The sequence below is a fragment of the Roseateles sp. GW821-FHT02E12 genome (genome assembly GCF_059421665.1).
Map to the genome: position 1 here is coordinate 1,689,615 of NZ_JBWKVK010000001.1, position 22,872 is coordinate 1,712,486.

18 protein-coding genes are annotated in these 22,872 nt (G+C 70.3%); 11 read left to right on the forward strand and 7 right to left on the reverse strand.

Features of this window, described 5'->3' with window-relative positions; translation table 11 throughout:
• Positions 1–10: 10 nt before the first annotated feature.
• Positions 11–1,297 (forward strand): APC family permease, encoded by a 1,287-nt coding sequence (locus AC07V5_RS08115; RefSeq protein ID WP_495115132.1) that lies wholly within the window; start codon positions 11–13, stop codon positions 1,295–1,297.
• Here AC07V5_RS08115 and AC07V5_RS08120 read toward each other — a convergent pair.
• Positions 1,294–2,067, reverse strand: a complete 774-nt coding sequence (locus AC07V5_RS08120) for a class II glutamine amidotransferase (protein WP_495115133.1) — start codon at positions 2,065–2,067, stop codon at positions 1,294–1,296. The two genes, AC07V5_RS08115 and AC07V5_RS08120, sit on opposite strands and share 4 nt — an antisense overlap.
• Before the next feature lie 280 nt (positions 2,068–2,347).
• On the opposite strand from AC07V5_RS08120, the gene AC07V5_RS08125 reads away from it, so the two are divergent.
• The 4 genes from AC07V5_RS08125 (at position 2,348) to AC07V5_RS08140 (ending at position 7,301) form a co-directional block, all read left to right on the forward strand.
• Positions 2,348–3,526, forward strand: coding sequence for a benzoate/H(+) symporter BenE family transporter (locus tag AC07V5_RS08125; RefSeq protein WP_495115134.1), 1,179 nt, complete (start codon positions 2,348–2,350; stop codon positions 3,524–3,526).
• 137 nt (positions 3,527–3,663) lie between these two features.
• A complete protein-coding gene (locus AC07V5_RS08130; protein WP_495115135.1) occupies positions 3,664–4,620 on the forward strand; it encodes a DUF535 family protein in 957 nt (318 codons plus the stop codon).
• A 51-nt stretch (positions 4,621–4,671) separates the two neighbouring features.
• On the forward strand, positions 4,672–5,619 hold the full coding sequence (gene gshB / locus AC07V5_RS08135; RefSeq protein WP_495115136.1) for a glutathione synthase: 948 nt from the start codon (positions 4,672–4,674) through the stop codon (positions 5,617–5,619).
• Positions 5,616–7,301, forward strand: coding sequence for a DUF885 domain-containing protein (locus AC07V5_RS08140; RefSeq protein ID WP_495115137.1), 1,686 nt, complete (start codon positions 5,616–5,618; stop codon positions 7,299–7,301). The genes gshB and AC07V5_RS08140 overlap by 4 nt, the downstream gene beginning before the upstream one ends.
• Here the strand turns inward: AC07V5_RS08140 and AC07V5_RS08145 are convergent.
• Both AC07V5_RS08145 and AC07V5_RS08150 read right to left on the reverse strand, forming a co-directional pair.
• The gene (locus AC07V5_RS08145) at positions 7,298–9,217 is read right to left on the reverse strand and encodes a hypothetical protein (RefSeq protein WP_495115138.1); all 1,920 of its coding nucleotides are present in this window, start codon (positions 9,215–9,217) and stop codon (positions 7,298–7,300) included. The genes AC07V5_RS08140 and AC07V5_RS08145 overlap by 4 nt on opposite strands.
• Positions 9,218–9,261: 44 nt before the next feature.
• Positions 9,262–10,476, reverse strand: coding sequence for a flavin-dependent oxidoreductase (locus AC07V5_RS08150; RefSeq protein WP_495115139.1), 1,215 nt, complete (start codon positions 10,474–10,476; stop codon positions 9,262–9,264).
• A gap of 106 nt (positions 10,477–10,582) precedes the next feature.
• Here AC07V5_RS08150 and AC07V5_RS08155 point away from each other — a divergent pair, with 106 nt between their 5' ends.
• From AC07V5_RS08155 to AC07V5_RS08175, 5 genes are read left to right on the forward strand one after another with little or no spacing between them, the layout of a single operon-like run.
• Positions 10,583–11,041, forward strand: a complete 459-nt coding sequence (locus tag AC07V5_RS08155) for a MarR family winged helix-turn-helix transcriptional regulator (RefSeq protein WP_495115140.1) — start codon at positions 10,583–10,585, stop codon at positions 11,039–11,041.
• Positions 11,042–11,062: 21 nt separating this feature from the next.
• Complete coding sequence (locus tag AC07V5_RS08160; RefSeq protein WP_495115141.1) at positions 11,063–12,025, forward strand: Bug family tripartite tricarboxylate transporter substrate binding protein; 963 nt, start codon at positions 11,063–11,065, stop codon at positions 12,023–12,025.
• 28 nt (positions 12,026–12,053) lie between these two features.
• Complete coding sequence (locus AC07V5_RS08165; RefSeq protein ID WP_495115142.1) at positions 12,054–14,477, forward strand: tetratricopeptide repeat protein; 2,424 nt, start codon at positions 12,054–12,056, stop codon at positions 14,475–14,477.
• Complete coding sequence (locus tag AC07V5_RS08170) at positions 14,474–16,600, forward strand: FUSC family protein (protein ID WP_495115143.1); 2,127 nt, start codon at positions 14,474–14,476, stop codon at positions 16,598–16,600. Before AC07V5_RS08165 ends, AC07V5_RS08170 begins: the two co-directional genes overlap by 4 nt.
• A gap of 2 nt (positions 16,601–16,602) precedes the next feature.
• Positions 16,603–17,703 (forward strand): S-(hydroxymethyl)glutathione dehydrogenase/class III alcohol dehydrogenase, encoded by a 1,101-nt coding sequence (locus AC07V5_RS08175; protein ID WP_495115666.1) that lies wholly within the window; start codon positions 16,603–16,605, stop codon positions 17,701–17,703.
• Positions 17,704–18,309: 606 nt separating this feature from the next.
• Here AC07V5_RS08175 and AC07V5_RS08180 read toward each other — a convergent pair.
• Together AC07V5_RS08180 and AC07V5_RS08185 are read right to left on the reverse strand one after the other, a co-directional pair.
• Positions 18,310–18,618, reverse strand: coding sequence for a DUF1272 domain-containing protein (locus AC07V5_RS08180; RefSeq protein WP_495115144.1), 309 nt, complete (start codon positions 18,616–18,618; stop codon positions 18,310–18,312).
• 2 nt (positions 18,619–18,620) lie between these two features.
• Entirely contained in the window at positions 18,621–19,301 is a 681-nt protein-coding gene (locus AC07V5_RS08185; protein WP_495115145.1) for a glutathione S-transferase, read from the reverse strand.
• A 185-nt stretch (positions 19,302–19,486) separates the two neighbouring features.
• Here AC07V5_RS08185 and AC07V5_RS08190 point away from each other — a divergent pair, with 185 nt between their 5' ends.
• Positions 19,487–19,840, forward strand: a complete 354-nt coding sequence (locus AC07V5_RS08190) for an energy transducer TonB (protein ID WP_495115146.1) — start codon at positions 19,487–19,489, stop codon at positions 19,838–19,840.
• A gap of 30 nt (positions 19,841–19,870) precedes the next feature.
• Here AC07V5_RS08190 and AC07V5_RS08195 read toward each other — a convergent pair whose 3' ends face one another.
• Together AC07V5_RS08195 and AC07V5_RS08200 are read right to left on the reverse strand one after the other, a co-directional pair.
• Positions 19,871–20,812 (reverse strand): complex I NDUFA9 subunit family protein, encoded by a 942-nt coding sequence (locus AC07V5_RS08195; RefSeq protein ID WP_495115147.1) that lies wholly within the window; start codon positions 20,810–20,812, stop codon positions 19,871–19,873.
• Complete coding sequence (locus tag AC07V5_RS08200) at positions 20,809–22,824, reverse strand: lytic transglycosylase domain-containing protein (RefSeq protein WP_495115148.1); 2,016 nt, start codon at positions 22,822–22,824, stop codon at positions 20,809–20,811. Before AC07V5_RS08200 ends, AC07V5_RS08195 begins: the two co-directional genes overlap by 4 nt.
• Between the last annotated feature and the right edge of the window lie 48 nt (positions 22,825–22,872).

The window sequence follows — 22,872 nt, forward strand, 5'->3', positions numbered from 1 at the left end:
TGGCCTCGACGTGCGGCACGCCGTGTCGCTGTGCGTGGGCATGGTGGTGGGCGCCGGCATCTTCAAGACCTCGCCCCTGGTCGCCCAGGCGCTGGTGGACCCGGCCCAGCTCTACCTGGCCTGGGCCTTCGGCGGCCTGCTGTCGGTCATCGGTGCGTTGTGCTTCGCCGAGATGGCGGCGGCCTTCCCCGATGCCGGCGGCGACTACCACTTCCTGCGCCGCGCCTTCGGGCACCGGCTGGGCTTCCTGTTCGCTTGGTCGCGCTTCGCGGTCATCCACACCGGCTCGATGGCGCTGCTGGGCTTCGTCTTCGGCGACTACCTCGGCCAGGTGCTGGACCTGAAGCCCTGGCTGGGCACGCATGCCAGTGCGGTGCTGGCGGCCGGGCTGATCGTGGCGCTGACCGGCCTGAACCTGCTGGGCGTGCGCGTGGGCCTGGGCACGCAGCTGGGCCTGATGGCCGTGGTGCTGGCGGGGCTGCTGCTGCTGGGCCTGGGCGCGGGCGCGCAGCAGCTGGCCGGCCTGCCGCCGGCCACCCAGGGCGCGGCCACCACCACGCCGGACTGGGGCATGGCCATGGTCTTCGTCTTCCTGGCCTACGGCGGCTGGAGCGACGCGGCCACGCTGTCTGCCGAGATGCGCGACCCCAAGCGTGGCATCGCCCGCGCGCTGATGCTGGGCCTGGGCCTCGTGATGGGCCTGTACCTGCTGGCCAACTGGGCCTACGTGCGGGTGCTGGGCCTGCCAGGCCTGGCGCGCAGCGAGGCGCCGGCGGCCGAGCTGATGCGGCTGGCCTTCGGGCCGGCGGCCGAGTTGCTGATGGTGGCCGTGGTGAGCCTGACCGCGCTGTCGGTGATGAACGCCATCCTGATCGCCGGCCCGCGCACCACCTACGCCGCCGCGCGCGACCTCGCCGCCGAGTGGCACCTCGCCCGCTGGAACGCCCGCCGCGGCACGCCCACCGCCGCCGTCGTCGCGACCTCCGCCGTGGCCCTGTTGCTGGTGCTGCTCGGCGACCTGACGCGCGGTGGCTTCACGACGATGGTGGACTATCTGTCGCCGGTCTACTGGTTCTTCCTGACGCTCAGCGGCCTGGCCCTCATCGTGCTGCGTCGGCGCGAGCCCGAGCAGCCGCGACCGTTTCACGTGCCGCTGTATCCGTGGCTGCCGCTGCTGTTCAGCGCCTGCAGCGCCTATCTGTTCTGGTCCAGCCTGGTCTATGTGAAGACCGGGGTCATCGTCGGCGTCGCGGTGCTCGCCGTGGGCGCGCTGCTGCTGTGGTGGAAGCGGCCTTAACCGCCACAGAGCAGCCGGCGCTCGATGCGCCCATCGTGCACATGCACGACCTCGCCCTTGGCCAGCGGCTGCCAAGCCTCGGCATCGTCGCCCAACGGCTCCGACGCAATCGCCCAGCCGCCCGGCTGGGGCTTGAGATAGAGGCTGGGCGGCTTGTCGTCGCTGGCCCAGCGCACAGCCCAGAGCTGTTTGCCGTCGGCCAGTGCGGCCGAGAAGCGCAGCGGCGTCGTGATGCCGCGCGCCTCCATCTCGTCCACCGTGTCGAGCAGCACCTGGCGCGTCGCCGCCTCGACCGTTGCACCGGCCTTCACGCGCCCCATGATGAGCAGGAAAAGCAGTTCCGAATCCGTCGCGCCGCGCTTCAGGTCGTAGAGCTCATCGGACAGCTGGGCCTCCATGCCGCGGCGCAGGCGCGAGAAGTCGCCGATCTGGCCGTTGTGGATGAAGAGATAAGGCCCCAAGTGGAAGGGGTGACAGTTCTGCCTTGAGACACCGCCACCTGTCGCCGCCCGCACATGGGCCATGAAGAGGTGGGAGCGCACATTGGCGCACAGCGCCATGAGGTTCTCGTCGCTCCAGGCCGGCATCACCTCGCGGTACACGCCCGGTATTTCACGCTCGCCGTACCAGCCGATGCCGAAGCCGTCGCCGTTGGTGACCGTCTTGGCCTCCGAGGCCTGCAGGCTCTGGCGCACCAGTGAATGGCGCGGCTTGCAGACCAGATCCTCCAGAAAAATCGCGTCGCCCGAGTAGGCGAGGAAACGGCACATTCGTGGGCCTTTCGTGGTGGACCTAGATCCGGCAGTTGGGCACGCCCGAGGGGCTGGCGAGGTGGGTCGCTTGCAAGGCGCGACGACGCAGTGGGCTGTTGCCCACAAGGAGGAGCAACGCCGCCAGCGGACCGCAGCGCCAGACTAGCGGGTGTGCAGCGCTGTTGACCGAGGTGGTGAACGGCGCCGAGTTTGCGCGGCGTTGATGGGCCGAGACTGACGATGAGTAGAGAGCGGTCAACTGCCGGGTCTAGGTCGGGGTGGTGGCTATGCTGGCCGCATGACACGCTTGCTGCAAGACTTTTCGCCGTCCACCGTGGTTGCCGGCTTCGTGGCGGTGCTGGTGGGCTACACCAGCTCGGTGGCCATCATCTTCCAGGCCACGGTCGCCCTGGGCGCCACGCCGGCCCAGACGGCCTCCTGGCTGTGGGCGCTGGGCCTGGGCATGGGCCTGACCAGCCTGGGGCTCAGCCTGTGGACGCGCCAGCCGGTGCTGACGGCCTGGTCCACGCCCGGCGCGGCCTTGCTCGCGTCCACCTCGGGCGTGGAGATGCCCGAGGCCATCGGCGCCTTCATCGTCTGCGGCCTGCTCATCGCCTGGGCCGGCGCCAGCGGCTGGTTCGAGCGTCTGATGGATCGCATCCCCGTGGCCATCGCCTCGGCCCTGCTGGCCGGCGTGCTGGCGCGCTTCGGCCTGGACGCCGTGACGAGCGTGAAGACCGCGCCCGAACTCGTGCTTGCCATGGCCGCCGCCTACCTGGCCGGCCGCCGCCTGTGGCCGCGCTACGCCGTGCCCGGCGTGCTGATCGCGGGCATCGCGGTGACCCTGGCCCAGGGCCGGCTCGGCTTCCTGGGCGTCGACACGTCCCAGGTCTTCGCGCTGCCGGTCTGGACGGCGCCGCACTTCACCTGGCATGCCGCCATCGGCGTGGCGCTGCCGCTGTTCATCGTCACGATGGCCTCGCAGAACCTGCCCGGCGTTGCGGCCCAGCGCGCCAGCGGCTACACCACGCCGGTGTCCGCCAGCATCGCCGTGACCGGTGCGGCCACAACGCTGCTCGCGCCTTTCGGCGGCTATGCCTTCAACCTCGCCGCCATCACGGCAGCCATCTGCATGGGCCGCGAGGCGCATGAAGACCCGGCGCGGCGCTACACGGCCGCCATCGCCGCGGGCCTGTTCTACGTGCTCATCGGCCTGGCCGGCGGGGCCGTGGCCATGCTGTTGTCTGCCTTCCCGCGCGAACTCGTCGCGGCGATTGCCGGCCTGGCCCTGCTCGGCACCATCGCCGGCGCCATGGCCGCGGCGCTGAAGGACGAGGGCCACCGCGACGCGGCCATCCTGACCTTCCTCGTCTGCCTGTCCGGCCTCAGCATCTTCGGCATCGGCGCGGCCTTCTGGGGCGTGGTGGCGGGTGGCATCGCCACGGTGGTGGCGAGCTGGCGGCGCGCCCGCGTGTAACCCCCGCGCCATAAGTCACGCCCGGGACTTCCCGCCCTCGGATCGAGGGGCCGGCAGCGCTTTCATGTCCACAATCTGTCGATAATCTTTCTCGAAGCTGTCAATGCGAGCCGCCCCGGGCGGCTTCCCTTCGAGACGTGACCCCCTCCACCGCGCCAGACTGGCCGAGTTCCCTGCCACCCAGCGGCATGCAGCTGCTGAGCCGCATTGCCGGCAATGCCTGGCAACGGACCTGCACCCAGGGCCTGCCCGACGGGCTGCGCGTGCTGCTTGGCGCCGGCCGCATGCTGGGCGAACGCAATGAACTGGCCCGGCTCTTCACCATTCCCGCCTTCGCGCGGCTGGTGGCCGCACCGTCCCAGGTCGACGCGTTTTTCTTCATCAGCCACCGCCATTTCCTGTCGCGCGGCTTCGACAGCGCCGAGCGCCTGGCCTGCGTGCTGGATCACTTCCATTTCGAGCAGGCCCATTTCGCGCCCAACCTGCTGCCGGCCCTGCATGGCGACGGCCTGCGCCTGTGGCGCCACCCCGCCGGCCACGAGATCCGATGGCGCGCGAATGCCCAGACCCGTCACGAAGGCCCGCTCAGCCTCGTGCTGCGCCACCGCGGCGAGACGCTGCACGAGCTGTCCTTTGCCTGGATCGAAGCCCGCCGCCTCGGCCCGGACGCCGGCCACGGCCCCGTGCTGTTCGCGACGCGCAACCAGGGCATGCTGCCGGCGGACTCTCCCACGCTGGCGAGCTTTCGCACCGACTTCCCGCAGAACGCGCCCGCCTACTTCGTGTTTGCCGCGTTGACCGCCCTGACCCGCGCCGTCGGCCAGACGCGCATCGTCGGTGTGCGCGATCAATGCCAGATCGCTTTCGAGCCCTGCTACGCCAGCGGCTTCCGGCGCTCCTACGACGACTTCTGGCAGGGCTTCGGCAGCCGGCCGCTCGGCCTGCACGGCGTGGAGGTGCCGGTGCCCGCCGTCGTCGCGCCGCTGGCCCAGCTCAAGGCCAAGCACCGCGCTCGCGCCCGGCAACGGCGCGAGCACTGGCGGCAGATCGCGGACGGCGCGCAGGCCGCGCTGAGACCCTACCTGAAGGCCTGAGCGCGACGCTGTGCAACACTGGCCGACGCCTTTGCTGCTCCCGCCCAGACCATGAAGCTGCTCTTCGTTGCCGACCCGCTCGCCACCTTCAAGACCTACAAGGATTCCACCTTCGCGATGATGCGAGAGGCCGCCCGGCGCGGCCACAGCATCCTGGCCTGCGAGCCGCAGCAGCTCGTCTGGCTGCGCGGCGGCCGCGTGACGGCGCGCGGCGCGGTGGAGATCGCGCTGACCGGTGATGCGCATGACTGGTACACCGTCACGGCTACCGCCGACCTGGCTCTGGCCGACGTCGATGCCGTGCTGATGCGCAAGGACCCGCCCTTCGACAGCGAGTTCTTCTACACGACCCACCTGCTCAGCCAGGCCGAGCGCGAAGGCGCTCAGGTCTTCAACCGGCCCAGCAGCCTGCGCGAGCACCCCGAGAAGCTCGCCATTCTCGAATTCCCCGAGTTCATCTCGCCCACCCTCGTCACGCGTGACCCGGCCGAGATTCGCGCCTTCCATGCCGAGCAGCGCGACATCATCCTGAAGCCGCTGGACGGCATGGGTGGCATGGGCATCTTCCGCGTCAAGGACGACGGCTTGAACCTGGGCAGCATCATCGAGACGCTGAACAAGGAGGGCACGCAGACCGTCATGGTGCAGCGCTTCATCCCGGCCATCACCGAGGGCGACAAGCGCATCCTCATCATCGGCGGCAAGCCGGTGCCGCACTGCCTGGCGCGCATCCCGCAGGGCAGCGAAGTGCGCGGCAACCTGGCCGCCGGCGGCAAGGGCGTGGCCCGCCCGCTCACCAACCGCGACCGCGAGATCGCCGAGTACCTCGGCCCCATCCTGGCCGCGCGCGGCCTGCTGCTGGTGGGCCTGGACGTCATCGGCGAGAACGTCACCGAGATCAACGTGACCAGCCCGACCTGCTTCCAGGAGATCACCGACCAGAGCGGGTTCGATGTCGCCAAGATGTTCATCGACGCACTCGAGGCCGCGGCGGCATGAGGCGCCGCGACTTCGCTGCCCTGGGCCTGGCCAGCCTCGGCCTGCCCGCCCTGGCCGAGGAGAACTCCGCCGTCGGCACGCTGAGCGAGAACTTTCTCGAAGCGCTGTGGAAGCTCGACCCCGACGCCGCCGTGGCAGCCGGGCGCTTCGAGTTTGCGGGTCGCATGACCTTGCCGAGCACTGCCCAGCGCCAGCGCATGCGCGCCTTCCTGAAGGAGCGGCTGAACACCTTCGAGGGCCTGCCCGACGCCCGGCTCACGACCAGCGACCGCATCGACCGCGCTTTGCTGACGGCCAAGATCAAGAGCGACCTGTGGCGCATGGACGTGTTGCGCGAATGGTCGTGGAACCCTTCGGAACACAACCCCGCAGCGCTGCTGGATCTGCTGCTGAACACCGACTACGCACCGCTGCCCCAGCGCCTGCGCGCTCTGGCTCCGCGGCTGGCGCAGTTGCCGGCCTACTACCGCGCCGCGGCGGGCGGCCTCGCCGGCGTTACGCGCGAGCACACCGAGCTGGCGTTGCAGCAGGCGCCCGGCGTGCTGGGCGTGCTGGACGACATCGCCAAGCGCGCGGCCGAGGCCAAGGTGGACCTTGCCAAGCCGCTCGCCCAGGCCCGCACCGCGGTGAATGGCTACGTGGCTCACCTGAAGAAGCTCAAGCCTGTGCGCAGCTTCCGCCTCGGTGCCGAGCTCTATGAGCCCAAGTTCGCGCATGACATCCAGTCTGCCCGCACGGCACGCGAGACCTACGAGCTGGCTCAAGCGCGCCGCGAGGAGGTGCTGGCCAGCATGCAGACGCAAGCCGCCGCGCTGTGGCCGACCGTCATCGGCAGCGAGGCCCCGCCCGCCGACCGCTTCGCGCTGATCGGCCGCGTCATCGCCAAGCTCAGCGAGCGCCATGTCGCCCGCGAGCGCTTCGTTGACGAGATCCGCGCGCAGATCCCGCAGCTCGAAGCCTGGGTGCGCGACCACGACCTGCTCAGCCAGGACGCCAGCAAGCCTTTGGCCGTGCGCGAGACGCCCGAGTACCAGCGCGGCGTGGCCGGAGCCAGCATCGAGGCGCCCGGCGCCTACCGGCCGCAGGACAGCACCTACTACAACGTCACGCCGCTGGACGACCTCACGCCCGCCGAGGCCGAGAGCTCACTGCGCGAATACAACCACTGGATCCTGCAGATCCTCAACATCCACGAGGCCATCCCCGGCCACTACACCCAGCTCGTGCATGCCAACCGCGCGCCGAGCAAGGTCAAGGCCCTGTTCGGCAACGGTGCGATGGTGGAGGGCTGGGCCGTCTACGGCGAGCGCATGATGATCGAGAGCGGCTACGGCGCCTCGCCGGAGATGACGCTGATGTATGGCAAATGGCATCTGCGCTCGGTTACCAACACGGTGCTCGACTACAGCGTGCACGTGCTCGGCATGGGCCAGGCCGACGCGCTGGACCTGCTGACCCGCCAGGCCTTCCAGACCGAACGCGAGGCCAAGGAAAAATGGCGCCGCGTGCAGCTGACCTCGGTGCAGCTGACGAGCTACTTCAGCGGCTACAGCGAGATCTTTGCGCTGCGCGAGGCGCTCAGGGCCAAGCCGGGGTTCAACCTCAAGGCCTTCCACGAGCAGTTCCTGAGCTACGGCAATGCGCCGGTGCGGCTCATCGCCGCGGACATGCTGAAGACCTAAACCGTAAACCGGTCGTGCACCCGCGGCGGCGTCGCCGCGGGGTCATCGTTGCGCCACACCGGCCCCGGCGTGCCCGCGCGCCGCCAGCGCCGCGGCACGCGGTCGATGGCGATGAAGAAGGCCTGCATGCTGCCGTCTGGCGCGATGCGAAAGCGCAGGAAGCCCTTGTGGTCCTGCCCGTCCAGCGCCGAGTAGCCGTTGTTCGTCAGCAGGCCCAGCCGGCACATCAGCGCCAGATAGCCGCCGAACAAGGCCGACCCCAACACGGCGCCGCCGACGAACACGCCCGAGCCCACCAGCAGCGAGTGCAGGATCAGCCCCAGCGACTGGTCGCGGCTGCCCAGGCCCGCCCACAGGCTGACAGCCTGGTGCATGAAGAACTCCAGGCTGAAGACAGCCAGCACATGCACCCCGGCATGCACGGCGCCCATGCCCCAGGTCACGGCCCAGCGCGTCGTGAGGCCGTCGTCGGGTGACAGCTCATCCACCGCCTCGCGGCCCGTGGCCATGCAGCCGAAGGCCATCAGCAGGTTGATGAGAAAGCCCAGCGGGCTGAACACCATCGCCTTGAGCCACAGCGCCAGCACCGCCGCAAACTCGCCCGGCGCGTAGACCCACAGCGGCTGGAAGCCGTCGGCCCTGAACGACCACGAGAAGGGCATGGAGTTCAGGTAGGCGTTGAACCAGTACAGCGCGCCCAGCAGCAGGGCGAAGCCCACGTTGCCGTTGCCGCCCTCGCGCCTGGGCAAGAAGGCGAAGAGATTGCGCCAGGCCCGGCCCCGCGACGCGGCCGCCGCCGGGTAGACGGTGGCCTCCTGCCGCGCGAAGCGTTGGCCGCCGGCGCGCCGGCCCGTCAGGCCGATCTTCAGCGCCGGCGTCTCGCTGCGCGGCTCGGGTGGGATGCAGTCCTCGGTGTCGAAGGCCTGCAGCCGCACAGGCCGCGTCGTCGTATTGGTGTGCGTCGGGTGGGTGAAGGCGCCGCCGCAGCCGCATGTCACGAGGCGGCCGTCGGTCTCGTTGCCCGCCGCCGAATCCCAACGCATGTAGTGGTGCAGGTCACCTGCCAGCCGCAGCCGGATGCGGCCGCGCAGCAGGCCCTCCAGGCGTTGGTAGCGCTTGGGGTGGCTCTCGTCGGCGCCGTCGCCGATGGGCCGGGTCCAGTAGGGCTCGGGGTAGATGAGGATGACCTTGTCATCTGCGCCGATGGCGGCGGGCTTGCCGTGGCCGCCGACGGCCAGCGTCTCGAACTGCTCGTATTGGTCGCGGTCGATGTCGTGGGTCAGCGCAAAGTCCAGCGCCAGCACCCACCAGCCGCCGGGCAGCTTCACGCAGAAGTAGGACTGGCGCTGCGGGATGTCCGCACCCAGCAGCGGCGCGGAGTCGTAGCCGCGCACGAAGTAGCGGCTGAAGGTGGAGGCCGAGTCCATCCAGTCGTGGTTCTGCGGCACGGCCGCGAGCGTCAGCGGCCGGCCGCGCACCAGCGTGTTGGCGAAGTCGTTGCGCACGGCCTCGAACATCTCGACGAAGCGGTAGCGGTAGTCCTCCGTGCTGGCGGCCGGGTAGGCGAGGTCGCCGCCGAAGAGCAGCAGTTGCCCGCGCGGCAAGGTCTCGTCGCCCAATGCGAGTTCCGGTGCCAGCGCCGCGCTGGCCACCGCATAGCTCGCGTTGCCACCGTCGCCGGTGTCGGCGATGAAGTCGAACCAGAAAGCGCCCTTGAATTCACCATCTGCCTCGGGCTGGCTGCGGTCGATGACGACGAGGGGCGTGGGCTGGCTCTCGCGGCCATCGCGGTTGCGCAGCTGGTCCAGCGACGACAGCACCTGCCGTGCGGCCGTCCACAGCACTTCGGGCTGGTACCAGGCGACGGGGTGACGGTCGTGCGGCGGGACGGAGCGGCCGAGCTTCAGTAAGGGCATGGGCCGCGATGATCGTCGCGGGCCACCGGATGATCAAGCGGCGATCAAGCGGGTTTTGTTCGATGGCCGGCGGCGGCCTTGTAGCTGTTGATCTCGCGCGCCACCTCGGCGGGGTCGATGACGTCCGCCAGGTTCGCGAAGCCGTCCGGCGCCAGCGCCTCCACGCGGTCGAGGATGGCGTCCAGCCCTTCGCGGCGGTTCATCTCGACGATGCGGGCGCACATGGGCAGGCGCTCGTCCTCGTAGGCGGCCAGCGCCGTGTCGAGATCAGCGTGGTTGGCCAGCGCCTGGGCCAGCGCCTGCGCGTCCATGATGGCCTGGGTGGCACCGTTGGAGCCGATGGGCACCATCGGATGGGCCGCGTCGCCCAGCAGCGTGGAGCGGCCCAGCCGCCAGCGCGGCAGCGGGTCGCGGTCCACCATGGGCCATTCCAGCATCTGCTCGGCGCGGGTGATGAGGCCTGGCACGTCCAGCCAGTCGAAGTGCCAGCCGCCGAAGGTGGGCAGCAAGTCGTCGAGCTTGCCGGTGCGGCTCCAGTCGGCGCGGTCGGGGGCGGTCAGGCCGGGCGTGGGTTTCTGCACGCGGCGGTCGGCAATCCAGTTGATGAGCTGCAGCCCGTCGGCCCGCGGCGCGGCTATCGGGTACACCACGAACTTGGCCTGGCTGTAGCCGGCCTGCACCATCGTGCGGCCGTCCAGGAAGGGCGGCGCCCAGGTCGTGCCGCGCCACATCATGACGCCGCGCCAGCAGGGGGCGCCCTCGTCTGGTGCCAGGCGGCGGCGCAGGGCGGAGTGGATGCCGTCGGCGCCGACGATGAGGTCCGCCGCCAGCTCGCGCGGGCCATCGGCGGTCTCGATCAGGGCGATGTTGTCGTCGCGCACGCCGACGACGCGATGGCCGCCGAGCACCGTCACCTTGGCCGACGCCTCGGCCCACAGCCGCATCTGCAGCTCGCCGCGGTGGATGCTGAACTGCGGATGGCTGTAGCCGCCGTCCGTGCCGCGCAGGTCGCGGTAGATGGCCTGGCCGTGGCGGTTGGCAAACACCAGCGCCGAGGTCTCGACAGCCATGCTTCGCAGCGCCGGCAGCAGGCCCAGCTCATCTAGCACGCCCACCGCGTGCGGCAGCAGGTTGATGCCAACGCCAAGGGGTTTGGGCTCACGCACCGCCTCCAGCACGGTCACGCTGTGGCCGCGCGCGTGCAGGGCCAGCGCGGCCGTCAGTCCGCCGATGCCACCGCCTGCGATGAGGATCTTCATATGCTCAGGTTAACTCAGGGTAAGCGAGATAGTTGCAGTAGGCAACAAAACCTAATCTGGGATGGTGAGCAAGTCCGACAACCCTGCAATCCCGCCCGAAGGCCCGATGTTGCCCGTTCCCGGGCTGGATTACGGTCTGCTGGACGGACTGCTGGGCTACACGCTGCGCCGCGCGCAGAACGCGCTCTACCTGGACTTCTACCGGGCCACCGCCGAGTGGGACGTCACCCCACCGCGCTTTGCGGCCCTGGTGCTGATTGCACGCAACCCCGGCCTGCGCCAAGGGCTGCTGGGCCAGGCCATGGGCCTGCACCGCAGCGGCGCGCTGCGCCTGACCGACTGGCTCACCGCCCAGGGTTGGGCCGAGCGTCGCGACGCGCCCGATGACGCGCGCAGCTGGGGCCTGTACCTGACGCCGGCCGGCAAGAAGCTGCTGGCCAAGCTCGAAGCCGCCGTGGCTGCCCACGACCGCGCGCTGCTCGATGCCCTGGGCGACCAGGGCCCCGCACTGCTGGCTGGCCTGGAACGCCTGGCCCGCGTCGCCGCCTTACCGCCCACAGACTGACAACACGACAGGAGACAACAAATGATGCAACGCCGCCATCTCATGCTTTCCCTTGCGGCCTTGCCGCTCGCTGCGCGAGCGCAGGCTCAGCCGCCCCGCATCCTCGTCGGCTTCCCGGCCGGGGGGTCGGTGGACACCACGGCGCGCCGCATCGCCGAGTTCGCCCGCGGCAAGCTGGCCGAGACCGTGCTCGTCGAGCAGAAGGTGGGCGCCGGCGGCCGCATCGCCATCGGTGCGCTGAAGGACGCGGCCCCCGACGGCCAGACGATGCTGCTCGGCCCGTCGTCCATGTTCACCGTCTACCCGCACGCCTACCGCAAGCTGGCCTACAACCCGGCGACCGACGTCATCCCGGTCTCGCCGCTGGCGCTGTCCACCTGCGGCTTCGGCGTCGGGCCTCAGGTGCCGGCCACCGTGAAGACGCTGGCCCAACTGGCCGACTGGTTCAAGGCCAACCCCGACAAGGCCGCCTATGCCTCGCCCGCCGCCGGCGCCATGCCCCACTTCCTGGGCAATCAGTTCGAGCACGCGGCGGGGCTGAAGCTCACGCACGCGCCCTACCGCGGCGCCGCGCCCGGCATGCAGGACCTGATGGGCGGCCAGATCGCCTCGGGCTGCTTCTCCATCGGCGACTTCCTGCCCCACCTCGCCTCCGGCCGCGTGCGCCTGCTGGGCGTGACCGACAAGGCTCGCTCGCGCTTCGCGCCCGACGTGCCCACCTTCGAGGAGCAGGGCTTCAAGGGCATCGTTGGCGTCGAGAGCTATGGCCTTTTCCTGCCGGCCAAGACGTCGCAGGCGACGGTCGACAAGCTGGCCGACATCGCCCGTGCCGCCGTGCGCGAGCCCAGCGTGGTCGAGGCGCTGGCCAAGCTCGGCTTCGAGCCGCTGAGCCTCTCGCCTTCCGATTACGCGAAGCGCCTGGCGTCCGAGCGCGACTACTGGGGGCCGGTCGTCAAGGCATCTGGTTTCTCTTCCGACGATTAGCATGCCGGCTCCACTTCATGGAGCCTGAATGCCCTGGCGTCGACTGGCCCTTCACCTCGCGGTTGCCCTTGCTGCTGGCCTGACCCTGACCGCTGCGAATGCGGCCACCGATGCCGCCCGGCTGCAGGTGCTGCTGACCGAGCAGCAATACGCCGCCGCGCGAGCGGATGTCGATGCGTTGCTGCGCGCATCCCGGCCGGACGCCGCCGAGCGCGCCGTCATCTACCAGTGGCTGTTCGCCCGCGACGACGGCGCCGCCATCGATCGCCGCACGCATGGCGTTCTGAAGGATGCCAAGGCCGACGCCATCGACCTGCTCGCCGCCGGCCGCCTGGCACTCGACCGGCGCGACTTCGAGCGCGCGCGGCTGTGCTTCGAGCTGGCGCTGGAGAAGGCCACCCGCCCCGCCGACCGTGCCCAGGCGCTGCGCGGCCTGGGCCAGCGCCACTACCAGCTGCGCGAGTTCGACGCCTCCCTCGCGAAGCTGGAGCAGGGCATCGCCCAGGTCCGCACGGCCGATGGCCTTTCGGCGCTGGCCGACACGCTCATTCGGCTGGGCCGCACCGAGGACGCCATCGCTGCCGCCGAGGGCGCCGTTGCGCTGAACCGCCACCACGAGGCCGCCCACTACCTGCTGGGCAATGGCTACGCGCGCGAGAACTACACCCAGCTCGCCGCGCGGCTGAGCGACGGCTTCGCGCCGCTGATGGCCGACGTGAAGCGCGCGTCGGACGCGTTCGAGAAGGGCGATTTCGACACGGCGCTGGCCATCAGCCTCACCGTGCTGCAGCGCTGCCCCCAGCTCGGCCGCGCGCACGCCATCGCGGCCAAGGCGCTGGAGTCGCAGCGCTTCGCCGTCGACGTGCACCGCGCCGACTACGAGCGCCGCTTCAAGGCCCTGCCCACGCCCGTGGTGCCCGGCATCGAGCGCTATGTGCTGAACTGGAAAGACCTGTCGCCCCGCCACCAGAAGCGCGTGGCGCTGTCCGTCGCGCCCTGGAAGGCCTTCATCCCCGTCCTCGTTGAAGGCGGCGCCACCCACTTCATCAAGCCGATGTGGATGCGCCTGTCGGAGACGCCGCAGGCCCACGCGCTGAAGGACGCCCGCATCGACTACGACTCGCGCCTGTGGGACGACGTGCGCGGCATGGGCGGCCACTTCACCGTCACCGGTATCGAGGATGTCGAGCGCAGCATCTTCGACCGCTACAACACCGTGCTCCACGAACTCACCCACCAGGTCCACGGCGTGCTGACGGCCGACCAGGCGCGTGGCATCGAGGCGCTCTACCAGCAGGCCAAGGCGCGTGACGCCAAGACGCGCAACGGGTTCCTGTCGCGCTACGCGGGTGGCTCGGTGTGGGAGTACTTCGCCGAGGGCGCCAATGCCGAGGCGTCGCCGAGACGCGACGCGTATGACGGCCGCGAGATCGTGCGCGAGCGCCTGATCCAGCTAGACCCCGCCCTGCGCACCGCCGTGACGCGCTTCTTCGCCCAGCGCGACACGCGCGCCAGCCTGCCGGTGGCCCTCGTCAACGCCGGCAACCAGAAGCTGGAGGACGGCAAGCTAGCCGACGCCCGGCCGCTGTTCGCCCGTGCGCTCAAGCTCGCGCCCACCGATGAGCGCGCCCTGGCTGCCCAGCTCAACGCACTGGCCATCGAAGGCGGCAACGGTGCCGCCGTGGACGAGCTGGCCACGCGTGCCCTGGCCGCCCATCCGCGCAGCGGCACGTTGCGCGTGGGTGTGGCCGACGCCCTCTGGCACGGCGGCCGCCCGCTGGCCGGCGAGGTGGTGCCTGGCCTGGCGCGCGGCGTTGGCGCGCTCAAGGGCGAGGACGCTTTTCGCGTCAACCTGGCGCTGGCCGACCACCACCGCCGCCTCGGCGACATTGCCGCCGCACTGGCCGCCTACGAAGCCGTGCTGGCCTACCAGGGCGACCAGCCCGAGGCGCTGTGGGGCCGCGCCGCCACGCTGGCCCTCGCCAGCCGTTGGGACGAGGCTTTCACTCAGTACGAGGCCGTGCTGCGGCTGCGCACCGGCCTTGTGCCGCTGCGCCGCGACTACGCGCTGGACCTGCTGCGCGCCGGCCGCCGTGATGCGGCAAGGGCCCAGATCAAGGAGGCACTCATCCTGGACCCCGCCGACCCCGACACGCTGGCGCTGAAGGGCTGGCTGGCGCTGGCCGACGGCGACGCCGCTGCCGCGCGCCGCGATGCCGGCGAGGCGCTGGTGCTCGGGTCGTGGAGCGACCTGGCCGTCATCGTGCAGGCCGCCGCGCTGCAGGCCCTGGGCCAGCCCGAAGCTGCCCAGACGGGGCTCGCGCCGCTGAAGCAGCGCATCGCCACCAGCGCGCCACCGCAGTACGTCTACCGGCCCGAGAAGTCCGGCTGGTTCTCGGTGCATGAGCTGCCGGCCAGCGAGCGCCGTGTCATGGAAATGCTCGTCAAGTGAAGTTCCTGAAGCGCCTCGAAGCGGCCCACCTGAACGGCCTGAGCGTTGCGCTCGGCGTGTCGGCCACGCATCTCGTTGTCGGCGCGCTGTTCGGCGAGACGGCCGGCCTCGCGGCGGTCGGCGGCGCCGTTTGCGCCAGCCTGACGGACGTGCCCAACCCGCCGCAGCGCGTGCTGCCCCGCGTGCTGCCCGCCGCAGCCGCGGCCGCCGTCGTGACGCTGCTCGTCGGTGTGACGGACCATTCGCTCGCGCTGACCGTGGCCCTCATCGCCGTCGTCACCTTCCTGTCGCTGATGGCGCTGGCCTGGGGCCTGCGCGCCGGGCCGCTGTCCTTCGCGCCGGTGCTGGCGATGGTGTTCGCCATGGCCTGGGACCGCACGGCCGGCGCTGCGTCGCCGCTGGAGCACGCGCTGTGGGTGGGCCTGGGCGGCTGCGTCTACGCCGGTTGGGCGCGGGGCGGTGCGGTCGTGCTGCGCCACCGGCTGCGCGAGCTGGCCCTGGCGCAGGCGCTGCGCGCCACCGAGAAACGGCTGCGTTCGCGCGCCCAGCGCATTGCCGGCGCGGTGGGTGGGGCCGAGGCCAGCATCCGCGCGTCCATCGCCGATGACGTGCTGCTGGCCGATGCACTGCAGGCGGCGCGCGACCAGGTCTTCGCCGCGCGCCGCTCGCCGCGCAGCCGCCGCCAGACCGACCTCGTGCTCGGCCTCATCGAGCTGCGCGACCTGCTGCTGGCCAGCCGGCTGGACACCGAGCTGCTGGGTCAGGACTTCCCCGGCCGCCAATGGCGCGCCGCGCTGGCCGACGCGCTGCGCCACCTGGCCGACGTGCTCGCCGCGCTGGCCGACACAGTGGCCTACGGCGCGCCGCTGCCCGAGGTGTCGGCCGACGCCTGGCGAGCGCAGCTGGCTGCGCGGCTGGCCGATGTCAGTGCGCCGGCCGGCGACTCACGCACCCATCTCGTGTCGGCCCTGCAGTCGCGCGTGGGGCACATGCTGGACGACGTCAGCGCCATGGTCGCCCGCCAGGCCGCAGCCGACGACCCCGACAGCCCCTGGACGCCCGAGCGCCTGGCGCCCTTCGTGTCGCCCGAGGGCTGGCCGCTGGCGGCGCTCAAGCCCCACCTGAACCTGCAATCCAGCGTCATGCGCCATGCGCTGCGCTCGGCGGCGGCGCTGTCGTTCGCCTATGCGCTGGGTGCGGCCCTGCCGTGGGCGGCCCATCCCTTCTGGCTGATGCTCAGCGTGGCCGTCGTGCTGCGCGGCAACCTGGAGCAGACGCTGTCGCGCCGCAACGAACGCATCATCGGCACCGTGCAGGGCTGCTTGCTGGTGCTGCTGCTGGCGCACGTGCACTGGGTGCCGCTGCTGAGCCTGTGCTTCATCGCCGCTGTCGGCACGGCCCATGCCTACGTGAACCGCCGCTACCGCGTTGCCGCCACCGCCGCCACGCTGATGGCCTTGCTGCAGCCGCTGATGCTGGCGCCGGGCAGCGACCCTTTCATCTTCGAGCGGCTGGCCGACACCGTCATCGGCGCGGGCCTGGCTTGGTTGTTCAGCTTCGTGCTGCCCTCCTGGGAGCGCGCCGCCGTGCCGCGCCTGGGCGCGCAGCTGCGCAGTGCGCTGGCCCGGCATTCGGCCAACATGCTGCGCTGGATGCCCAGCGCCGAAGAACAGACCGCCCAGCGCCTGAGCCGCCAGCAGGCCTACACCGCACTGGCGGCGCTGGCGGCTGCGGCCCAGCGCACGCGCGTGGAGCCCGAGAGCGTGCGTCTGCCCGAGGCCGAGATCGAGTCCGCACTGAGCCACGGTTATCGCCTGATGGCGTTGCTCGGCGCCGTGCAGCACCAGGTGCAGCGGCGCACCGCGCGCCTGGACGCTGCCAAGGCCGAAACCGCGCTGCCGCTGGCCCGCACGGCCTGCGTCGACATCCTGAACGGCGAACCCGCCACAGGCACCGACCCCGCCGAAATCCCCGACGCCGATGCCGGCGCCTGGCCCGAGCATCTGGGCCAGCAAGACCTGACGCCGTGGCTGCTGCGCCGCCTGCGGCTGTGCCGCCTCGAAGCGCGCGAGTTCGTCGCCGCGCTGAACCGACTTCAACCTACTGCAGGAGAACCGAAATGAGCATCCAGACCCGAGCCGCCGTTGCCTGGAAGGCTGGCCAACCGCTGACCATCGAAACCCTGGACCTCGAAGGCCCGGGCGAGGGCGAGGTGCTCGTCGAGGTCAAGGCTACCGGCATCTGCCACACGGATGACTTCACGCTGTCGGGTGCCGACCCCGAAGGCCTGTTCCCTGCCGTGCTGGGCCATGAGGGCGCGGGCGTGGTGCTGGAGAGCAAGGTGCCGTGGCTCAAGGCCGGCGATCACGTCATTCCGCTGTACACGCCGGAGTGCCGCGAGTGCAAGTTCTGCCTGAGCCGCAAGACGAATCTCTGCCAGGCCATCCGCTCGACGCAAGGCAAGGGGCTGATGCCCAACGGCACGTCGCGTTTCTCGCTGAACGGCGAGCCCATTTTTCACTACATGGGCACGAGCACGTTCGCGAACCACATCGTCGTGCCCGGCATTGCGCTGGCCAAGATCCGCCCGGACGCACCCTTCGACAAGGTCTGCTACATCGGCTGCGGCGTGACCACGGGCGTGGGTGCCGTGCTGTTCACGGCCAAGGTGGAGGCGGGCGCGACGGTGGTGGTGTTCGGCCTCGGCGGCATCGGGCTGAACGTCATCCAGGGCGCCAAGATGGTGGGCGCCGGCAAGATCATCGGCGTGGACATCAACCCGGCGCGCGAGGCGATGGCGCGGCGCTTCGGCATGACGGACTTCGTGAACCCCAAGGACGTGGCCAACGTGGTGGATCACATCGTGCAGCTGACCGATGGCGGCGCGGACTACTCGTTCGAATGCGTGGGCAATGTGCAGCTGATGCGCCAGGCGCTGGAGTGCACGCACAAGGGCTGGGGGCGCAGCATCATCATCGGCGTGGCGCCTGCCGGTGCCGAGATTTCCACGAGACCGTTCCAGTTGGTGACGGGGCGGAAGTGGGAAGGCTCAGCTTTCGGCGGTGCGCGTGGGCGGACCGATGTGCCGAAGATCGTCGACTGGTACATGGAGGGCAAGGTGGCGATCGATGAGCTGATCACGCACAAGCTCAAGCTCGAGGACATCAACGAGGGGTTTGAGTTGATGAGGCGGGGGGAGAGCATCCGCTCGGTTGTGGAATTCTGAGGGGTTGCTTTTGCGGGGAGCCTTGGTGCTCGTTGCATTGCCGGGAGTCCGCCCCGGCGGGCGGGTAACTTTCTTCTGCGGCGCCAGAAGAAAGTCACCAAAGAAGAGGCGCTGAACCGCACACGAGCGCCAAGTGCCATGTGCAGAGGTCAAAGCGACGGGGGCGTTGCGCGCAGGCGCGAGCCGCTGCGCTCTCGCTGCTGTCCTTGTGACGAGCGCCATGGCGCCCACTTCACGCCGCCTAACGTCGGCTGCACGCCGAACTCACCAGGAATACCGCGTCGCTGGGGCGACGCCCGCGGGGTGCCGGCGGTGATCGCGTCGCCCGAGCGACGCTGTCTTCGCATTTCTCGTGAGCCCGGCGTGCAGCCGCGCGTTAGGCGGCCCGACGGTGCGATGAATCATGCTGGTGACAAGGACAGCAGCGAGAGCGCAGCGGGTCGCTTCGCCCCGGAATACCACCGGCTGTTTTCGCGCGACACGCCTGGCGCCGTCGCGATGGCATGCGGTTCAGTGCCTCTTCTTTGGTGACTTTCTTCTGGCACCGCAGAAGAAAGTTACCCCGCCGCCGGGCGGGACTCCCGGCAACCACACTCCCGCAAAACGCTACCGTTTCTCAGGCGGCAACCCACCCAGCGCAGCGACCAACGCCGCATGCGCCTCCAAATCCACCGGCCTCAACTTGGGAACCGTCCTTGCCGGATAGTCCCCAAGATAGTTGCCGCCCTTCCAGTTCCGAACGGGCCTCACCGGCCGAGGCACAAAACCGCCGCCACAGTTCGGGCAGACATTGCCGAGCAGGCCTTCCGCGCAGTCCGCACAGAAGGTGCACTCGAAGCTGCAGATGCGCGCATCGACAGACTCCGGCGGCAGCGAAACAGAGCAGTGCTCACAACAAGGGCGAAGCTCCAGCATGCTCAGCGCCCCGTCCGATACGGCTCGTCTTCAACGACGAAGTCCTGCTCCCGCATCGAGTCCGCAATCCAGTCCTCCACGGCGGGGTGCGCCAGCAGCGCGTCGCGGTAGGCCGCAGCGGCTTCAGACACTGGCAGGCCGAAGCGGCTCAGCCGCACGGCCACCGGCGCGAAATAGGCGTCCGCTGCGCTGAACGCGCCGAACAGGAAAGGCCCGCCGCTGCTCGCCAGCGCTTCGCTCCAGGCCGCGTCCAGCCGCGCCACGTCGGCGCGCAGCGCCTCGTCCTCGGCCCAGAGCCGCGCGCCGACGTCGGGAAAGAACACCTCGATATTCATCGGGCAGACCGTGCGCAGCCGCGTGAAGCCGGCGTGCATCTCGGCGCACAGGCTGCGCGCGCGGGCGCGGGCCTTCAGGTCGCGCGGCCAGATGGCGTGTTCAGGGTGGCGGTCGGCGATGTACTCGGCGATCGCCAGCGTCTCCCAGACGCTGAAACCGTCGTCCTCGACGATGACCGGCACGCGCTTGGTCGGGCTGATGCCGGCGATGACGCGCGTCCATTCCGAGTCCGGCGTGAAGTCGAAGCGCAGCTTGACCTCTTCGAAGGGAATGCCGAAGGCCGCCAGCAGCACGCCGCTGCGCATGGACCAGGACGAGTAGTTCTTGTTGCCGATGTAGAGCTTCATGCGGGTCTGCCGTTGGGGACTCCGAAGCTTATGAGCCCTGGGCCCTCAGCGGGATGAGCAATGCGCAAGGGACTGATGCGTTCCAAGCGCGTTTACCCCAGAGGCGAGACGCTGTTTGGATTCGAAACTTGACGTCTGACAAAGGCCACGAGAGGGCTTGTCAGGCTTTGCCACAAGGGAGTGTCATGCACCGTCTGATTCTTGCAGCCGCAGGGCTGTCAATGCTTTGTGCGGGCTGCGCCACGGCGCCGGCCCGGGAGCCTGTGGCACCAGAGCCCGGTGTCGGGCTTCAAAGCGGGGAGTGCTCCGAGTTGGGGATGATGGATTTCAATTCTCCAAAACCGAAGCTGGACCGCGTGCCTTACGGTTGGGCGCATGCTCGCGTTGACGTTGAGCGCGGCGTTGTCGTCAACGTTGAAATCCTGGATTCAAGCCCGAAGAAACTCTTTGACGTCGAGACGATTGCCGCCATCAAGAGCACGCGCTTTGCTTCACTGGCCTCTGCTCGTGGATGCGTCTGGAGCCACAAGTGGGGGTGACATAGGCGCTCCCCTGAATCGCTGGCGCCGTTATCGCCTCGCCCGCCACGCATCCAGCCGCGCCACGCCGCTGCCCGGCGCCAGATAGGTCGGCAGCACCGCTTCCAGTGAGGACGGCGCAATGCCCAGCTCGGCCAGACCAGGGTGGCTGCCGCTCGCCACATTGGGCACGCTCAGCGACGCCAGGTTGTCGCGCGACAAGAGCGGTTCGCCCGGCAGGCATTCCATGAACAGCGCCTGCAACGTGGCAACCGCATGGGGCAGGGGCAGCACGGTGCGTTCGCAGCCGGCGACGCGGCCTGCCAGGCGCACCAGGTCGCCCAGCGTCAGCACGCGCGGGCCGGCGATTTCGTAGGTCTGGCCAACGGCCTCGCGGCGCAGCAGCACCTCCACCAAGGCACGGGCCAGGTCTTGCACCCAGACGGGTTGCAGCTTCGCTTCGGCGCCGCCCAGCGGCATCAGCGGGAAGTAGCGTTGCAGGCCCGCGAAGAGGTTGACGCTCTTGTCGCCGTTGCCAAAGACGAGGGAGGGGCGCACCAGCGTCAGGTCCAGCGCGCCGGTTTGCGTCGCCACTTGCAGCACGGCCTCGCCGGCCGCCTTGCTGCGCAGGTAGCGCGACGGCGCATGCTCGGCCACGCCCAAGGCGCTGACGTGCACCACGCGCTTGGCGCCCGCCGCGGCGATGCGCTTGGGCAGCTCCACGTGCACGTGCTCGAAGGCGGCCATGCTGCCCTGCAGGATGGCGACGAGGTTGACGACGGCATCGTGGCCGGGCACGAGGCGAGGCAGGTCGTGGAAGACGTCGGCCTGGATGACGGTGACGCCGGGCAGGCTTTGCACGGCCTGGGCATGGGGCAAGCGCCGCGTGGGCACGGTGATGCGGACGTCGGCACCGAGGCGGCGCGTCAACTGCTCACAGAGGGCGCGGCCGACAAAGCCGCCGCCACCGAGGACGAGAACCGAGAGGGTCATGATTTGGACTCCCCAGCCACCGCTGCCGGCGGCACATCGCTGACATCCGCGGCGCGGGCGCCGGCCGGGCCGACGCTGACGCCCAGGCGCTCGCGCAGCGACGTGGCCGGCAGGCCCAGCACCTGGGCGTAGATGGCGCCGCCCAGCAGCACCTTGCGGACGTAGTCGCGCGTCTCGTTGAAGGGGATGTTCTCGGCCCAGATGGCGGCGTCGATGACGGGGCCGTCGCGCCAGCGTGCCGGCCGGCCGGGGCCGGCGTTGTAGGCCGCCGCGGCCAGGGCTTGGGCGCCTTCGAAGCGGTCCAGCACCAGCTTGAGGTACTGGGTGCCGATGCGCAGGTTGAAGTCGCGGTCGTGCATGCGCTCGGCGCTGTAGTCGAGGCCAGCCTTTTTGGCCGTCCACTTGGCCGTGGCCGGCATGACCTGCATCAGCCCGGCCGCGCCGACGTGGGAGCGCGCATCCAGCACGAAGCGCGATTCCTGGCGGATCAGGCCGTAGACGTAGGCGGCATCCACGCCGGCGGCCTGGGCCTCGCGCTGCAGCTCGGCGCGGTGGGGCAGGGGGTAGCGCTGGGCGATGTCGATCTCGGTCTTGGTGCGCTCGCTGGTGTTGATGCAGCGGTCCCACACCTCGCGGTCGCAGGCCTCCTGGGCGGCTGCGAGCAGGGCGCGGTCTCCCATGCCGCGCAGCGAGAAGTTCCATTCGCGCACGCCTTCGCTGCGCAGGCCGAGGTCGATGAGCTGCAGCGCGCGCGTCAGGCCCGCATGGCCGCGCGCGGCGCGGCGCTCGTCGGCCGTCAGCGCCGCGGGCACCGGCGGCAACGGCGTGGGCAGGCCGAGGTCTTCGGCGGCCAGCCGGCCGAAGTAGTTCAGCGGGGTCGTGGCCAGCACGGCGAGCTGGGCGCGGGCGGCGGGTTGGTCGCCTTGCAGGCGGGTTGCGCGGGCCTTCCAGTAGGCCCAGGCGGGGTCGCGCTGCTCGGTGGCGCTCATCTTCTCGATGGCGCGCAGGGCCATGGCCGGCGCCTTGGCGCGCAGCGCGGCGCGGGCGTTCCAGGCCAGCGTGTCGTCGCTCCACTCCAGCTCGGGCGCGAGCTTGTGGGCGCGCTCGAAGGCGGCGAGCGCGTCGTCCTGCAGGCGCAGCGCCTGCTGGCGGCCAATCTGCGCCCACAGCCAGGCTTGCAGGTCGGTGGGCAGGCGGCTCCACTTCTCGCGCAGCAGGTCACCGGCCTGGGTCGCGTCGTTGGCGGCAACGCGGGCCAGGGCCAGCGCCGTCAGCTCGGCCTCGGCGCGCGGCGTGGTGCGGGCCTTGCGCGTCAGGTAGCGGCCGGCGTTGTCCTGCAGCTCGGCGAGCTTCTGGTCCAGCAGCTTGGCTGAGAGCAGGGCCACGGCCTGGCGGGCGGCGCGGGGGCGGTTCTGCTCGGTAGCCAGGCGCGCCTTGGCCCACAGCGTCTCGGGCTTGAAGGCGCCGGCTTCAACCATCGCGCTGGCCAGCTGCTGGCAGCCGTCGTCGCCGTCCTTCTGCGCCAGCCAGGCTGCGCGAGCCGTGTCGGCGTTGACCTTGTTGCCGGTGAGTTGCTCTGCCAGCAAGGCATAGCAGGCCACCTCGCGGTCGTCGCGCATCACGTAGGTGGCATGGTCGCGGCGGAAGTTGACCCAGTCGCGGCGGCGGCCCAGCTCCAGCAGCCAGTCATTGCGCAGCCGGTCCTCGACATAGCTGCCGGGGTAGCGCGCGTAGAAGGCGTCCATCTCGGGCTGGCGGACTTCGGCCAGGCGTGCGTTCAGGTCGAAGTACTCGACCCAGCCCGCCAGCGAATGGTTCTGGGCGCGGGCGGCATCCACCAGCGCGGCGAGGCGCTTGCGGTCGCGCTTGACCCAGGCGTCCCGGGCCTGCACGGCGGGGTCGGCATCGGCCGGCGGCGATGGGGCAGCGTCGGCGCTCAAGGCCACCGACAGCAGCAGGATCAGCACCCCGCGGCCCATGCATTTGAAAACTCGACCACCCATCTGACTCATGCGCTCCACGCCTGCGACTGCTCAACACTGCGTGCGCGCCGGCCAGCT